Annotated in this window: 15 protein-coding genes; 8 read left to right on the plus strand and 7 right to left on the minus strand. The window is 59.1% G+C overall.

Annotation, left to right across the window (positions count from 1 at the left end; all coding sequences use genetic code 11):
• Positions 1–14 precede the first annotated feature (14 nt).
• Genes AC13RC_RS15480 through AC13RC_RS15490 form a run of 3 tightly spaced genes read right to left on the minus strand, consistent with a single transcriptional unit; the run spans position 15 to position 3472 of the window.
• Positions 15–1625 carry a DHA2 family efflux MFS transporter permease subunit gene (locus tag AC13RC_RS15480; RefSeq protein ID WP_488557670.1) on the minus strand — a complete coding sequence of 537 codons (1611 nt, stop codon included), beginning with the start codon at positions 1623–1625 and terminating at the stop codon, positions 15–17.
• Positions 1626–1630: 5 nt separating this feature from the next.
• The gene (locus tag AC13RC_RS15485; protein ID WP_488557671.1) at positions 1631–2773 is read right to left on the minus strand and encodes an HlyD family secretion protein; all 1143 of its coding nucleotides are present in this window, start codon (positions 2771–2773) and stop codon (positions 1631–1633) included.
• Between the two features lie 48 nt (positions 2774–2821).
• Complete coding sequence (locus AC13RC_RS15490) at positions 2822–3472, minus strand: UdgX family uracil-DNA binding protein (RefSeq protein WP_488557672.1); 651 nt, start codon at positions 3470–3472, stop codon at positions 2822–2824.
• A gap of 141 nt (positions 3473–3613) precedes the next feature.
• Between AC13RC_RS15490 and AC13RC_RS15495 the strand changes: the two genes are divergently transcribed.
• From AC13RC_RS15495 to AC13RC_RS15530, 8 genes are all read left to right on the plus strand, one after another.
• On the plus strand, positions 3614–3967 hold the full coding sequence (locus tag AC13RC_RS15495) for a hypothetical protein (protein ID WP_113332394.1): 354 nt from the start codon (positions 3614–3616) through the stop codon (positions 3965–3967).
• Positions 3968–4237: 270 nt separating this feature from the next.
• Positions 4238–5251 carry a taurine ABC transporter substrate-binding protein gene (gene tauA / locus AC13RC_RS15500; RefSeq protein WP_488557673.1) on the plus strand — a complete coding sequence of 338 codons (1014 nt, stop codon included), beginning with the start codon at positions 4238–4240 and terminating at the stop codon, positions 5249–5251.
• A 55-nt stretch (positions 5252–5306) separates the two neighbouring features.
• On the plus strand, positions 5307–6095 hold the full coding sequence (locus AC13RC_RS15505; protein WP_113353711.1) for a taurine ABC transporter ATP-binding protein: 789 nt from the start codon (positions 5307–5309) through the stop codon (positions 6093–6095).
• Positions 6092–6946 (plus strand): ABC transporter permease subunit, encoded by an 855-nt coding sequence (locus tag AC13RC_RS15510; protein WP_488557674.1) that lies wholly within the window; start codon positions 6092–6094, stop codon positions 6944–6946. Before AC13RC_RS15505 ends, AC13RC_RS15510 begins: the two co-directional genes overlap by 4 nt.
• A gap of 89 nt (positions 6947–7035) precedes the next feature.
• The gene (locus AC13RC_RS15515) at positions 7036–8106 is read left to right on the plus strand and encodes an LLM class flavin-dependent oxidoreductase (RefSeq protein ID WP_488557675.1); all 1071 of its coding nucleotides are present in this window, start codon (positions 7036–7038) and stop codon (positions 8104–8106) included.
• Positions 8107–8258: 152 nt separating this feature from the next.
• Positions 8259–8708, plus strand: a complete 450-nt coding sequence (gene mntR / locus AC13RC_RS15520) for a manganese-binding transcriptional regulator MntR (protein ID WP_488557676.1) — start codon at positions 8259–8261, stop codon at positions 8706–8708.
• Positions 8709–8929: 221 nt separating this feature from the next.
• Positions 8930–10399: a sensor domain-containing diguanylate cyclase gene (locus tag AC13RC_RS15525; RefSeq protein WP_488557677.1), complete on the plus strand. Its 1470-nt coding sequence runs from the start codon at positions 8930–8932 to the stop codon at positions 10397–10399.
• 121 nt (positions 10400–10520) lie between these two features.
• A complete protein-coding gene (locus AC13RC_RS15530; protein ID WP_488557678.1) occupies positions 10521–11360 on the plus strand; it encodes a mechanosensitive ion channel family protein in 840 nt (279 codons plus the stop codon).
• 170 nt (positions 11361–11530) lie between these two features.
• Here the strand turns inward: AC13RC_RS15530 and AC13RC_RS15535 are convergent, their stop codons facing one another.
• The 4 genes from AC13RC_RS15535 to AC13RC_RS15550 form a co-directional block, all read right to left on the minus strand.
• On the minus strand, positions 11531–12193 hold the full coding sequence (locus AC13RC_RS15535) for a hypothetical protein (protein ID WP_488557679.1): 663 nt from the start codon (positions 12191–12193) through the stop codon (positions 11531–11533).
• A gap of 417 nt (positions 12194–12610) precedes the next feature.
• Positions 12611–13702 carry an LLM class flavin-dependent oxidoreductase gene (locus AC13RC_RS15540; protein ID WP_488557680.1) on the minus strand — a complete coding sequence of 364 codons (1092 nt, stop codon included), beginning with the start codon at positions 13700–13702 and terminating at the stop codon, positions 12611–12613.
• A gap of 121 nt (positions 13703–13823) precedes the next feature.
• Positions 13824–14573 carry a nucleotidyltransferase domain-containing protein gene (locus AC13RC_RS15545; RefSeq protein WP_488557681.1) on the minus strand — a complete coding sequence of 250 codons (750 nt, stop codon included), beginning with the start codon at positions 14571–14573 and terminating at the stop codon, positions 13824–13826.
• A 129-nt stretch (positions 14574–14702) separates the two neighbouring features.
• Positions 14703–15173, minus strand: coding sequence for an Lrp/AsnC family transcriptional regulator (locus tag AC13RC_RS15550; RefSeq protein ID WP_488557682.1), 471 nt, complete (start codon positions 15171–15173; stop codon positions 14703–14705).
• Between the last annotated feature and the right edge of the window lie 36 nt (positions 15174–15209).

Here is a 15209-nt window from a genome sequence, read left to right on the forward strand (position 1 = left end):
GATCGTTACAGTACTCAATGCATGCCGCCGCCGCCACCCTCCTTGAGATCGACATTGCTCAGGATCAGCGCAAGCGGAATGGCGCAGAGCACGACCAGCATCAGCACATGGAATACATCGATATAGGCGAGGAAGCTCGCCTGGGTCTGCACCTGCTGCCCTATCCAGGCCGTCGCCTGCGCCTGGGCATCCGCCATGGTTGCACCTTTCTCGGCAAAATAACGCGTCATGGTTCGCAGTGTCTCCTGATAGGCCGGTGAGGGAGGCGTGACATGCTCCACCAGGCGGCTCTGGTGCCACTGCTCCCGATGCGCCAGGACATTTGACGCGATACAAACGCCGATGGAGCCGCCGATGTTGCGCGCAGCATTGATCATGGCCGACGCCTGATTGGTCTGTTCAGGCCTCAAACCGTAGTAGGAGGCAGAGGTGATGGGGATGAAGATCAGCGGCAGGCCGAGCCCGATATAGAGACGAGACCAGACGAAGAAGCCGAAGTTCAGGCCGGGATAGAGCCGCGTCAGCTGCCACATGGACATCGCAATGATCGCCGCACCTATGGCGATCAGATACTTCGGCTGAACCAGGGAATTCACCCGGCCAGCAACGAACATCATGACCATGGTCACAAGCCCGCCTGGCGAAAGTGCGAGCCCAGCCCAGGTCGCCGTATATCCGTAGTTCTGCTGCACGACCTCAGGGATGAACTGCGTCGTCGCAATCAGGATTGCGCCGGTTGCCATCATCACGATGAAACACGAACCGAATTGCCGGGTGCCGAGCAGCCACCCGTCGATGATCGGGTTAGCCTTGGTCAGAACCCACGGTATGGCCGCCAGGAAGGCGAGAATGCATATGACTACCATGACGATGATGAAGTCGGAGCCGAACCAGTCATCGGTCTGCCCCCGATCCAGGATGAGTTCCAGAGAGCCGAGAAAGGTTGCCACCAGCAGAAAGCCGATGAGATCGAAACGCACGCCCTTCCGGCGGAATTCCTCGCGCATATTCCTCGTTTTCGGAGTCTCCTTCAACAGCACATAGACGAGCACGAAGGCGAATATGCCGAAGGGACCATTGATGAGGAAGCACCAGTGCCAGGAGAGGTTGTCGGAGAGATAACCGCCCAAGGTCGGTCCGATGACCGGCGCGACGACCACGGCGACACCGAAGAGCGCAAAAGCCTGACCACGTTTTGCCGGCGGGAAGGCATCGGCAAGGATCGCCTGCGAGGTCGGCACCATGCCGCCGCCGGCAAAACCCTGTATAACGCGGAAAATCAACAGCGCCTGGAGATTCCACGATAGACCGCACAGAACGGAAGCGATCGTGAATGTCACCAGGCATAGGAGATAGAACCGACGGCGTCCGAACCGTTCGGCGAAATAGCTGCTGGCAACCAGCACGATGGCGTTGGAAACGAGATAGGTCGTGACCACCCAGGACGCTTCGTCGGAGCTGACGGCAAGGCCGCCTGAAATGTAGCGCAGCGCCACGTTGGCAATCGTGGTGTCGAGCACTTCCATGAAGGTTGCCAGCGACACCACCATGGCAATCAGCCAGGGATTCGTGACTTGCGCGGATGATGCTTCTCTTCCACCCGCCGCTGCGCTTGCACCGCTCATCTCGCTCAGCTCCTCGGGTGTACCGTCACTGTCGGCACCACGGACATGCCGGGGCCGATTGCAACATCATCGGGCCATCGGTCGACGATGATCTTGACCGGCACGCGCTGCGTAACCTTGACGTAATTGCCGGTCGCGTTTTCTGCTGGCAACAGCGAAAAGGCAGTGCCAGAGCCCGGCTGAACCGAGGCCACCTTTCCGTGGAGCGTGTGATTGGGATAGGCATCGATCGTGATGTCCACCGGCTGGCCCGGCCGCATGTCGGTGAGCTGCGTTTCCTTGAAGTTCGCCGTGATCCAGACCTCATCGGGAACGAATGTCGAGATTGCCTGCCCTGCCTCCACATACTGCCCCTTGGCGCCGGCAAGACGTACGATGCGCCCCGGCTGCGCCGCCGTGATCGTCGTGTAACTTAGGTTCTGCTGCGCTTCTTCGGCCTGTGCCTGCGCCTGCTTGAGGCTTGCGAGCGCACTGGATTTCTGCGCTTCGGCAACGGCTTTGTTCTTCAGCGCCGAGGTAATATTCGCCTGCATCTGGGCAAGGCTTGCCTGATCCTGCTGCAGGGTTGCCGTAGCCTGTTGCACGGCCTGCACGCTGCCGGAGCCGGTCTTGACCAGTTGCTGCTGGCGATTGGATTCCTGCTGTGCAAATTGTAGAGCGGCGGTGGCGGAATTCTGTTGCGCCCTGGCGACGTCGACGGCGGCGCTCGCCGCCTCGATCTGCGCGCCGGCGCTGTCGACCGAGGCCTTTGCCACCTCTACCTGCCCGTTCGCCTGATCGAGCGCGATCTGATAGTCACGCGGATCGATCCTCAAGATGACATCGCCGGCTTTGACGGACTGGTTATCGGTCACCGGAACCTCGGCAACATAGCCGGATACTTTGGCAGCAACCGAAAAGCTGCGCGCATCGACAAAGGCATCATCCGTCGACTCATAGGGATAGAAATAGATCTTCCAGACGAACCATGCGGCTACGATCAGTGCAAGCAACACGACGATGCCGAGCAGAATGGAGAGGGGATGACGGCGAATGAAGGATGCGCGCTTTTCAGCCGGTGCATCATTTTCGCGGCCGGCATCATCAACAGGCTGCTGTTTCAGCCGATCCGGCTTGGTTTCCGCAATATTGGGTTGATTGTCAGCCATAACATGACCTTTGCTTGCTGTTCTGCGGGTTGTGTCTGGAGAAAATCGTCAGTGCCGCACAAAACTCCGGATCTTTTTGAGATCCCGAATGAAGGTGAGCTTGTTCTTTTCCCTCTCATCCGCCTCCCTGATCCGCAGGAGCGCCGAGGGATGAATGGTCACCAGGACATCGAGTTTTCCCGACGGATGCAGGATCTGGCCGCGGTCGCGCATGACCCTGACTTTCGAGCCGAGCAGCGAGGATACAGCCGTCGCCCCAAGTGCGACGACCAGCTTCGGCTTTAGCAATTCGAGTTCTGCTCCCAGCCACCAGGCACAGCGCTGTACCTCGCCGGTATTGGGCCTGGCATGCAGTCGTTTCTTGCCGCGCATCTGATATTTGAAATGCTTCACGGCGTTGGTGACATAACAACGGTCCCGATCCACGCCCGCTTCCTCAAGGCATTCATCAAGAAGCCGGCCGGCCGGTCCGACAAAAGGCCGGCCGGCCACATCCTCTTTGTCGCCCGGCTGTTCGCCGACCAGCACGATGTCTGCTCGGGCCGGCCCTTCACCGAACACCAGATGAGTGGCGTTGCGATAGAGATCGCAACGTGTGCAGGATCGAGCATCCTCATGCAGCTCATCAAGTGTCTCTGCATCGGCATGCTCATAGCTGAGCGATGGGCCTGCGCCGGCCGAAGGAAATCTTTCGAGCATTGGGGGCTCGCTGTGGTTCCAGATTCTATGACGATCAACTAATCGTCCTTCTGTTTGTTCCATGCGGGATGCTCATCACATGGGAACCCCCTCCCCTGGTGCTCGTTAAGACAATGAGACCACGAGAACGGAGAACCCGCCATGAATAGCGAACGTAAAACCGGCTCCTTTGCATTGACCGCATTCTTCGACGACGAATATGACGCGGAAGCTGCAGCCCAGGCGTTGATGGAAGCCGGTATCCCGAAGGACGCGATCACCATGACACCGGGCAACCGGCCAGATACCTCACCGACCGATCACATGGGCTTTCTGGATGCGTTGACGGGCATCTTCTTTCACGAGGAGCAACGTGCCGCCTATGCAGCCGCCCTCGAACGGGGAGGAACGCTCGTCACGGTGCAGGAAATGAATGAGGCGCAGCATAATATCGCCCTGCCGATCCTGGCGGAAAAAGGTCAGATCGATCTCAACGAGCGCGAGAGCACCAGTTAGGCCGGCAGGCTTTCGCTTTGCTATGGGAATGACCGCTCTCGAGCAGAGTTCAGGATTTTGACGCGTTCCTGAACGTCGATATCCATGTCGGCTTCGCTCCGCCGGAAAGATGCTAACCTTGTCGTCTTCGTCCATTTAGACAAACAATTCCTATTATAGTCTATAAAAATAGTTTGCTATTTCTATCGATCCTGCCCCCGATTTGGCTAGGCTCTGTGCATTCCATTCAGGGAACCGCCGGAAAATCTGATCCGGCCAAGGGGACTAGTCATGAAATTCAACACACTGATTGCTGCGGCCGTCTTGGGTCTCGCCAGCATTTCCATGGCGGCCGGCGCAGCCGCTGCCGACAAGAAGGTCGTCGTCGCCTATCAGACGGATGCCCTTCCCTCCTCTGTCGCGATCGCCAATGGCGATTTCGCAAAGGAGACGGGCTATGAGATCGACTTCCGCAAGTTCAATTCGGGAGCGGAGATCTTCGCCGCCATCGCATCCGGCGATGTCCAGATCGGTTATGTCGGCTCGAGCCCGTTTGCCGCTGCTGCTTCACGCGGACTCGAGGTGAAGGCCTTTTACCTCTCGTCCATCTCGGGTGTCGATGAAGCTCTGGTGGTGCGCAATGGCTCCGGCATCAGCACACTCGCCGATCTGAAGGGCAAGAAACTCGCGGCGGCACCCGTTTCCACTGACCATTATCAGCTGCTCGCCCTGATCAAGTCCCTTGGCCTGAGCGAAAAGGACGTACAGGTCTTTGCTGTCCCGCAGCCTGAAATCGTCGCAAGCTACAATCGCGGTGATATCGACGGCGGCTTCGTCTGGGACCCGGCACTCACCGAACTGAAGAAGAACGGCAAGGTGCTGGTGACATCCAAGGACGTCGCCGACAAGGGCGCTCCAACATTTTCCGCCTGGGTTGCAACCTCAAAATTCGCAGCAGACAATCCGCAATTCCTGAAGGCCTATGCCTCGGTGATCAACAAATACTACGCCTCGTTTGCCGCCGACAAGGCCGCCTGGGGACCGGACAGCGACAACGCCAAGGCGCTCGCCAAGCTTCTGGGCGGTACTGCAGAGCAGCAGGCGGCAGCGCTCAAGAACCTCACTCTGCTGACGCCCGACGTGCAGGCATCGGCGGCCTGGCTCGGTGGCGGCGATCAATCCGGCGCGGCAAAAATCCTCAAGGACACGGCAGCCTTCCTAAAGAGCCAGGGAAAAGTCTCCGAAGTCCTGCCGAATTACGGCGCATTCGTCACCGCCGACGCGCTCGTCAGCGCAAGCAACTGATCCTCCCTGGCATCGGCGCGCTTGTCGCGCCGGCGTCGCAATATCGAGAGAGCCCATGCTTCAAGTCGACCATGCAAGCGTCTTCTTTGCAGCGCGTGACGGCAGAACCGTTCATGCGCTTGACCGCGTTTCCTTCGACATTCCCGAACGCGGCATCGTGGTCGCACTCGGCGCATCCGGTTGCGGCAAATCCACCCTGCTCAATGCGATCGCCGGTTTCCTGCCGCTTTCAGAGGGAAAGATCACGCTCGACGGCAGGCCTGTTTCCGGTCCGGGCGCCGATCGCGGCGTCGTCTTCCAGAAGGATTCGTTGCTGCCATGGAAGTCCGTCATCGACAATGTGGCCCTCGGCCTGCAATTTGCCGGGCTCGGCAAGCGGGAACGCCGGGATCGCGCATCGGAACTGCTACGGCTTGTCGGCTTGACCGACTTTGCCAATGCCCTGCCCTACGAACTGTCGGGCGGCATGCGCCAGCGCGTCGGCATTGCCCGGGCACTTGCCACCGATCCCGATATCCTGCTGATGGACGAACCATTCGGCGCTCTCGACAGCCTGACGCGCGAGCAGATGCAGGAGCTGCTGGTTTCCGTCTGGGCTAGAACCGACAAGCGCATCTTCTTCATCACCCATTCGATCGAGGAGGCGCTTTTTCTCGGAACGGAGGTTCTCGTCATGTCTCCGAGGCCCGGGCGTGTCGTTGCGCGTTTCGAACTCGATTTCGTACATCGCTTTGCCGCCAGCGGCGATACGAAGGCGATCGTCTCGTCGCCTGAATTCAGCAGCCTTCGGGAAGAAATTCGCGCTATTCTCCACAGCGCCGAGAACATCAGGAGCGTGGCATGAGTGACATCATCGAAACGCGCCCGATTACCGTTCCTCAAAGGGAAGCGCAACCGAAGCTGGTTCGCGTCCCGAGTTTCGGCGTTGGCGAGAAACCCACCATCGCCATCAGCATCGCGACTGCGATCGTCTGCCTCGCATTGTGGTGGCTCGTCGCAAAGCTCGGTCTGGTGTCACACCTCTTCCTGCCTCGCCCCGATGAAGTGCTGACGCAGATCGGCGTCGTCTACCGCGATGGTTATGCCGGCGCTTCACTTTCCGAACATATATTGGCAAGCCTGTCCCGCATCGTCGTCGCCGCAGCCATCGCGATCGGGATAGGCATTCCTGTCGGCCTGCTGATGGGCCTCAACCGCTGGGCAAAGGGAATTCTCGATACGCCGATCGAATTCTATTGGCCGCTGCCGCCCCTTTCCTATCTGCCGCTGATGATCATATGGCTTGGGATCGGCGAGACCTCGAAGATCACCCTTCTCGTGCTCGCCATGTTCGCGCCGATTTGCCTGTCCGCCCAAGCCGGAGTCCGTTCGCTGCCCCTGGAGCGGGTCAATGCCGCACGGTCCCTCGGCGCGAACCGGCCGCAGCTTTTCTTCAACGTCGTCCTGCCTTCGGCGCTGCCGGAAATCCTGACGGGCATCCGGATCGCCTTCGGCATTGGCTGGGGAACGCTGGTGGCGGCCGAACTCATCGCTTCGACCCGCGGCATTGGCTTCATGATCATGTCGGCGTCGCAGTTCCTTGCCACCGACGTCGTCTTCGTCGGCATCGGCATTATTGCGGTCTGCGCCTTTGCCTTCTCGACCGCCGTCCGCATTCTTGAAGCCGTGCTCGTCCCGTGGAAGGGCAAGCTTTAGACTCAAGGGAGATGAGCCGAGGATTCACCACGGCTCTCCTCGCTACAAATCCCGTATCAATCAATTCAGAGAGACCGACAGGCGCAGGCATGAGCGATAACAGCGAATTTCTCTGGTACATCCCGAACGACGTCAAGCCGGGTCACCGCGGCGATTCCGCCGTCGAGAACCACAACAGCCTGGAAACGCTCACGAGCCATGCCAAGGCATTGGAGGATCACGGCTGGAAGGGCGCATTGATCGGCACCGGCTGGGGCCGACCCGACACCTTCACCGTCGCGGCCGCACTTGCGGCGCGCACCACCAGCTTCGAGCCGCTCATTGCAATCCGCCCCGGCTACTGGCGCCCCGCGCACTTCGCTTCCGCTGCTGCCACGCTGGATCAGCTGAGCGGCGGCCGGGTGCGCATCAACATCGTTTCCGGCAAGGACAATCTTGCCGCCTATGGCGACAGCGAGGGCGATCAAGCGCACCGCTATGGTCGCACCAAGGAATTCATGCGGCTCAGCCGCAGGCTCTGGACCGAAGAGAATGTCACCTATGAGGGAGAACACTTTCGCGTCAGCGAATCCACGGCTGCGCCGCGCATCGAGCCGCGCGGTGAACGTCTGCATCCCAGGCTCTATTTCGGCGGCGCTTCGGATGCTGCAGAACGCGTTTCCGCCACGGAGGCCGATGTTCAGCTTTTCTGGGGCGAGCCACTCGCCGACATTGCTGAGCGAATAAGCCGGCTTAAGGCATTAAGCAGAGACCTTGATCGCGATCTGCCGCCACTGGAATTCGGGCTGCGCATTACGACGCTGGTGCGCGACACGACGGAGCAGGCCTGGACCGACGCCGAGGCGAAAGTCGCGGAGATGGCTGAGAATAAGGGTGTCGGCTGGAATGATCACCGGCAATCGATCGCAGTGGGCCAGAAACGGCTGTTCGATCTCGCCGCGCGCGGCGACGTGCTTGACGACAATCTCTATACCGCGCCGGGCAGGTTCGGCGGCGGTGGCGCCGGCACTACCTGGCTGGTCGGCTCGCCAGAGGATGTCGCCCGCTCCCTGCGCAAGTATCGCGACCTCGGCATTACGCATTTCGTTCTTTCGGACACACCATACCTCTGGGAAATAAAGCGGCAAGGTGAGCAACTGCTGCCGCTGTTGCGCGCCTGAAGGCGTGGCGCGACGAGCCAATTGAGACACGGGAATTTCGATTTCACGGCTGGCCGGGATCGGTCGCCGGGGTTTCATAACGTCTTTGAATTATTTATAGTCGAGGCTAAACATCATTACACGACTCTTAATCAAGAGGGAGATGAGCCGCGTTGACGAAATTGCCCGCCGCCCCGGAAAGCCGTCTTTCTTCGACCGAGATCGAGACGCATGCCGAGGCTTTTCAGAAAAGCCGCGACGATCGACGTACGGAATTGATGGAGGATTACGTCGAGCTCATCGCCGATCTGATAGAGCATACCGGCGAAGCGCGCCAGACCGATATTGCGCAAAGACTGGGAGTAACGCAGCCGACGGTTGCAAAAATGCTCAAGCGGCTCGCCGAGGAAAACCTGATCACGCAGCGCCCCTATCGTGGCGTGTTCCTGACTGAAGAAGGGCACCGTCTGGCCGTGGCAACCCGCCGGCGCCATGAGATCGTCGAGGCCGTTCTTTGCCGCCTCGGCGTCGATCCTGATACGGCAAGGAATGATGCCGAGGGCATCGAACACCATGTCAGCGAAAAGACCCTCGAAGCCTTCGAGCGTTTTTTGAAGACATGACTGCCCCCAATACATCGGATCAATCCGATAGCAATCGCGCCAGAGAGCCATTTGGGGCACAGTTTTGACAAGAATGAGTTGAAAAGAAGCGGACAGTGATTGTCCGGCTTGACCCGCTACCTGATATCAACACAAGGTTTACCAATGCTCGCTAAGCAGAACTTGGCGAACTGCCGGCCTTTTATTTCGCATACCGACTTTTACTGCCGGCGCAGGGAATCATGATGAACGCCCAGGACTTCAGCAGCACCGTTTTCGACCTTGCCCCCGTCGCCATGTGGCTGGAGGATTTCAGCAGCGTCAAGGAGCAGTTCGAGGTCTGGCGTGCGGAGGGCGTGACGGACCTGCGTTCCTATCTGTTGGCCGACGTGCAGCGCGTCGCATCCTGCTCGCAAAGGATCAAGCTCCTTGCCGTCAATGCCAGGACGCTGGAGCTCTTCGAGGCGCCATCCTTCGAGACGCTCGTCGAAAGCCTTTCGCGGGTCTTTCGCGACGAGATGCTGCAAAGCCATGTGAATGAGCTTGTGGCGCTCTGGGAAGGCAAGACCGAGTTTTCCGGCACCGCAATCAACTATTCCCTCGGCGGCAAAAGGCTCGACATCCAGCTACGCGGCGTCATCCTGCCGGGCCACGAGACCTCGTGGAGCCGGCTGCTGCTGACGACGGAAGACGTGACGGCCCGCGAGGAGGCGAGACGGCAGGAAGAGCGGCAGCGCCGCTATGCCGAGGGCATGTTCGAGCATTCGCCGGTTTCCCTGTGGGTCGAGGATTTCAGCCGCATCAAGATCCTGCTCGATGATATCCGCCACCGAGGCATTGTCGACTTTCAGGTATTTCTCGACGTGCATCCGGAGTTCGTCCAGCAATGCATGAGCGAGATCAGTGTGCTCGACGTCAATCAGGCAACGCTCGATCTCTTCTGCGCACCGGACCGCCAGACCCTGCATCAGCGGATCGGCGAAGTGTTCCGCGATGATATGGAGAAGCATTTTCGCGGGCAATTGGTGGAGTTGTGGAACGGCCGCCTCTTCCATCAGCGTGAAGTGCTGAACTACGCGCTCGACGGATCGGAGCGTCACGTCCTCCTGCAGTTTTCGGTTTTTCCCGGTTACGAGGAAGACTGGTCGCTGGTGCAAGTGGCACTCACCGACATTACCGCGCGCAAGAAGGCGGAAGCCTATCTCGAATATCTCGGCAAGCACGATGTGCTCACCCGGCTTTTCAACCGCGCCTTCTATATGGAGGAGCTCAACAGGCTGGAGCGCAAATCGCTTCGGCCAGTATCGGCCATCATTCTCGATCTGAACGGACTCAAGGAGTCCAATGACGAGAGCGGCCACGATGCTGGCGATGCTCTGCTGCGCCGTATGGGCGAGGTGCTGAACAGCGTCGTCTCCCTGCCGAACCACGCCGCCCGCATCGGCGGCGACGAATTTGCAGTTCTCATGCCGGGCGCTGATGAAATCGCGGCTGCCGCGATGGTCGAGACGATCAACGAACTGCTGAAGATCAACAATCAGTTCTATTCCAGCGCGCCACTCAGCGTCTCCATCGGCATTGCCACGAGCCTGCCCGGCGAAACCATGGAAGCCATGATCAAGCGCGCGGATCTCGGCATGTACGAGCAGAAGAAGGCTCACTACGCCGCAGCTGCTACCATTGGTCCGCATCAGGCAAAGCACGGCGCCTGACGCTCCCGCATAGAGACCGACCCGCATAATCCATTGAAACCGTTGGGTTTCATGCGCCCGATTGCCAGGAACAAAAAACGCGACTTCTCATTTGGCTCTCTGGGAAAGATGGAGTTTTGACATGGACGATCAAACGACCAATATCGTCGTCGCCACTCGCACGGCACTCGACCAGGCCTCGGCGCTCGCGGTTCAATATGGATTTTCGCTACTCGGCGCGATCATTCTTCTGATCGGTGGCTGGCTTCTTGCGGGCATTATCAGCCGCTCGGCCTACCGCGTCATCTCGCGCATTCGCGGCATAGACGAAACGCTCGCGAGCTTCTTCCAGAATGTCCTGCACTACAGCTTGCTCATCCTTGTCTTCATCACCGTCCTTGGCCAGTTCGGCGTTCAGACCGCCTCCATCATTGCCGCTCTCGGTGCTGCCGGCCTGGCGATCGGCCTGGCATTGCAAGGCACGCTTCAAAATATCGCCGCCGGCATCATGCTGCTGATCCTGCGGCCATTCCGGGTCGGCGAATATATCGAGACGACGAACGTCAAAGGCTACATCAAGGAAATCGGGCTCTTCGCGACGGAGATGAGGACGGCGGACGGCCTCTATCTGATGGCACCGAACTCGACGCTCTGGAACACGCCCATTATCAACCACAGCCGCGAGCCGGACCGCCGCCAGCAATTGTCCGTTGCCATGGGTGAGAAAATTGACATCGATCTTGCCCGCAAAACGATCCTCGACATCCTGAAAGCGGATCAACGCATCAAGACCACACCGGCACCGAAGGTTTTTCTCGACGAACTGGCCGTCGATCAAGCCGTGCTCAACATCGAATATTGGGCGATCACCACGTCGTGGTCCGATGTCCGGCACGATGTGGTCTCGAAGCTCAAGGCCAGGCTTGCCGAGCCCGACATAACGATCAAATCACCGACGGAGGCGACAGGGCCTGCCGACTGAGGTCACTGCTCGAACGCTAAGCCTGCCGCCGGCAGGGAGTCGAACCAGCGGCAGGCTTCGCGAGGTCATGACACCTCGAGCAAGATCGATGTCCTGCCCGTTCTAAACTTCCGCGAGAGGCATTTGTTCCCTGCCGCGATAGGAAAGGGCCGAACTAGAAACCCGTGAATCTACCATTTGATACGGTAGTCCAGCCGCACATTACCAGCCGGCGTCAAAGTCTGCGGATCGGCGAAGGAGGCCGAGAAATTGAGGTTCGGCGCCAAAGGCTGCCGAAACGAGACCGTGCTGGAAAAGACGCTGCCGACGTCCTTCAGATTGCCGATCGCAGATAGAGACGTCCCCGTCCACGGAACCGCAACGGTCACGGCTTGTGTCGCGGTAATGGAGCTTGCCGCATTCCGCGTGCCCGCATAATTTACGTTCAGCGACCTCGAAGTGCTCATGTCCAGGTTTTCCGACACCGTCCAGCTCCGCGAGCGTTCGAGGCAAAGCGTTCCGGTGCTGTTGAGCGCGTCGACCCTCAATGACACCTCTCGGCGCCATGTGGTCGAAAAGCGCTTGTGATCGTCGATTGCCGTACCCCATAGGGTTGCCAGGCTGCTGCTGCGCAGGATGGCGCCGGTGGCCGCGCTGCCAAGTCCGAGATCCATGCCAGCGCTGACATCCCAGGCCATCGGCAGCCGGAAACCGAGAGTGGTCTTGTATGTTCTGGGTGCGACCTTGACCGGCGACCAGATCATCAGATCGCTGGCTTTAGTGACCTGCGGCAAGCTGACACTCGCAAGAAGACCAAGAACGCCGCGAAGGACGCGTTTTGACTTGAAGCCCATGTTAAAGCCCGCATTCTCTTTACCCCGACCTCGTGACGTTCAGGGCGCACCAAGACAACAGCCGGACACGGAAACACCCGCATGCCGGCTTCGGATTGATTTTGTTCGGTTAAGCACCAGCAAGATAGCGGCGCATCGGGGCCTAGATTTACGGCATCCGATTGAAGGGAATGACACAGCTTCCAATCAAGCAGCACCCTTCGCCTAAAAGAATCCCATCCGGGGTCACGCTTGTAAACCCCTTGACGTCACGTTTTTTGCTGCGTTGCACACATGTCGCACTTGCGACGCCGCAGCATGAAAGCGACATCACCGCGAATGACCTGGAAAATCAGCCCTTGCCGGATAGCCAAGTCATCATTGAAGGATGATCACATTCCCGCGAGCGGCCGCGGCGCGAAGCATCGAACCGGTGGTTCACCCCGCCCGGAGCCCAGCCTTCGCCAGAATCGGAAGCACCCGATCGCAGAAATAGGGCAGTTCCTGCGTGTAGTTGACGAAGGACAAGGCTATGCCGGCATAGCCTTGCTCGGCAATGGCGATCATCTCTTCGGCAATGCGCTGCGGCGTGCCGATCAGCGGATAGCTGCCTGCTCCACCGGCAAAGCGCTGGCGGTAACGGTCATAGGACTCGCGATCATGGGACTGCGAGAACTCCTTCTTGCCGGCCATGTGTTGATCGACGGCAGCCTGATCGGCCATAGTCACGGCATAACGGGTGTAATAGTCGTCTGCCTCCGTCTGTGTCTCGCGGCAGACGACGTGACAAACCGTATAAACGCCGACCTGCCTGCCTTTGCCTTCTGCCCGTGCAGCGATATCAGTCACATGCTTTCCGGCGTCACCGATATCGGTGAAGGTGGTGAAGAGATAGTCGCAATGCGCCGCGGCAAAGTCTCGGCCGGGGCCGCCGAAGGCCGCATTCATCGTCACCGGCCGTGGCGCCTGCAGGCTTGCGGGACGGCTGACGGCTTCTTTCAGATTATAGTAGGTGCCGGCATAATCGATGGGCTCATCACTGGCATAGAGCCTTTCGACAATTTCGAGCCATTCAGCGGCCTGGTCGTAGCCCTTTTCGACCAGCGGCACGCCGAACATGCCGAATTCCTTCGGGTTCCAGCCGCAGACAATGTTCAGCCCCGCGCGCCCCTGACTGATATGATCGACGGTCGCAAGCGACTTGGCAGCATAAAGGGGATGGACGAGCGGCACGTGCACCGTCATGAAAAGGCCGATCTGCTCGGTCGCGGCCGAGAGCGCAGCAGCCCAGGTGAAGGTCTCGAACGACCATTCACGCACGCGGTTCTTGCCGCCGAAACCGCGCCAGCGGGCAATCGGCAGAAAGAATTCGAGCCCCGCCCGGTCGGCGATCTGTGCTGCGGTCAGATTATCCTGCCAGCCTGCCGTCCAGCGCTCCGGCACGTCGGTGATGGCAAGCCCACCATCCGCGTTGGTCGAGAAAACACCGAGCTTCAGCCTGTTCGGCCCCTTCAGCGGATGGGTCTTCATGGTGGCTTCCTCCCGAGTTCACCTCGCGTCTATCCTGCAAAATCCGCAGCGACCCGATAGGAATGTGTTAGCGTTGCCATGAAGAATTTCAAGCTTAAAATTTTTCGATCAGGCATAACAATCAACCGCGCGGTACAAGGCTCTTGCGTCTCGCCTGTTGCGACGCGATGCGCTTGTCACCTGCGAAAAACGGGCCGCCATGCCGATCCAGTTCGCTGCGTGTGAGACCGCACAATGCCTCCACCTCTCCGGCTGAAGCACGCCCGAAGACATCGTCGAACCTATCGGCCAGGTCCCGATCCATCTCTCGAAGCAGGCGGGGAATCCATTTGCCCCTACCCGACCATCTTCCTCGTCCCAGCAACATAAGGTCGGCCAAAGGCTGATAGAGTTGCGCGGCAATCGCGCCTACCTCCGGGGCCGCCCGCTCCCCACGCAGATCATCGAGAAGGTCGGTGATCTGATATTTCAAAGCATTCAGCTTCTCACCTTCCAGCTTCGGTGGGCCGTTATGGAGGATGCCGATAGCATAGTCCTTCCAGACCTGCCCCTTGTCAGGATTTGGCCCGAGGATCTGGCCTGTCGCAACCATATGAATAATAACGGGATAGCCACGCACAATATCGCTCTCGAAAAACCAGCTGAGCGTCTCCGGGTCGTGAACAAACGCTTCGAACGGAAAGTCGCCCTCGATAAAGGTCTCGCGCCAAGCGGTTTCGAGCTGATCAAAGACCACGACCAGATCGATGTCCGAGCCCTTTCTTCCTTCGCCTCGTATGATCGACCCTGAGACAAAGGCAAAGGAATAGCCCCGAAAACGGCTGGCGAGAACCGGGCGTGTCGCCTGCATCGCCGTTTCGAATATGCTCATTTCGCTCTCCAAACATCAATTGTCTTGCGGGTTCGATATGCCCGCCAGGGTGCGAGCAGACAGGAACCGGCTACGCACGCTGAACGGCACTTCGCCGCCGCCATAATGGGCCGACAGCTGGCTGCAATGCTACGAGACCAAGGGCAGCTCAAAGCTTCGCTTCAGCGTTTCCATGGGCACGTCGGTCTTGACGTTCAATACGCTTGGAATTCGCGTCAAGTGATCGGCCTGAAACCGCCAATAGCTGTGCAGATCAGCGGTGACGATGCGCAGGACGGCATCGCATTCGCCCGTCGTCAGATAACATTCCATGACTTCAGGAAACCGCCTGACCGCCTCCGCAAATTGGAGGGTGACTTGCGCATCCTGCGTCTTGAACCAGACGCGGGCGAACACGGTGAGGCCCGCACCCACCTTTGCCGGGTCGAGAACGGCCACATAGCGATCGATGATGCCTGCATCCTCCAGCAATCGCACGCGGCGAAGACAGGGTGACGGCGAGAGCCCCACTTCCCTCGCGAGGTCCACATTGGAAATGCGTCCGTCGCACTGCAGCACCCTGAGGATACGCCGGTCGATCTCGTCCAAAGTCGTTGACACAGCATAGCTCCTACTGCCGATCGAGTGGCATAATAT

It is taken from the genome of Martinezella sp. CNPSo 3890 (genome assembly GCF_057784455.1).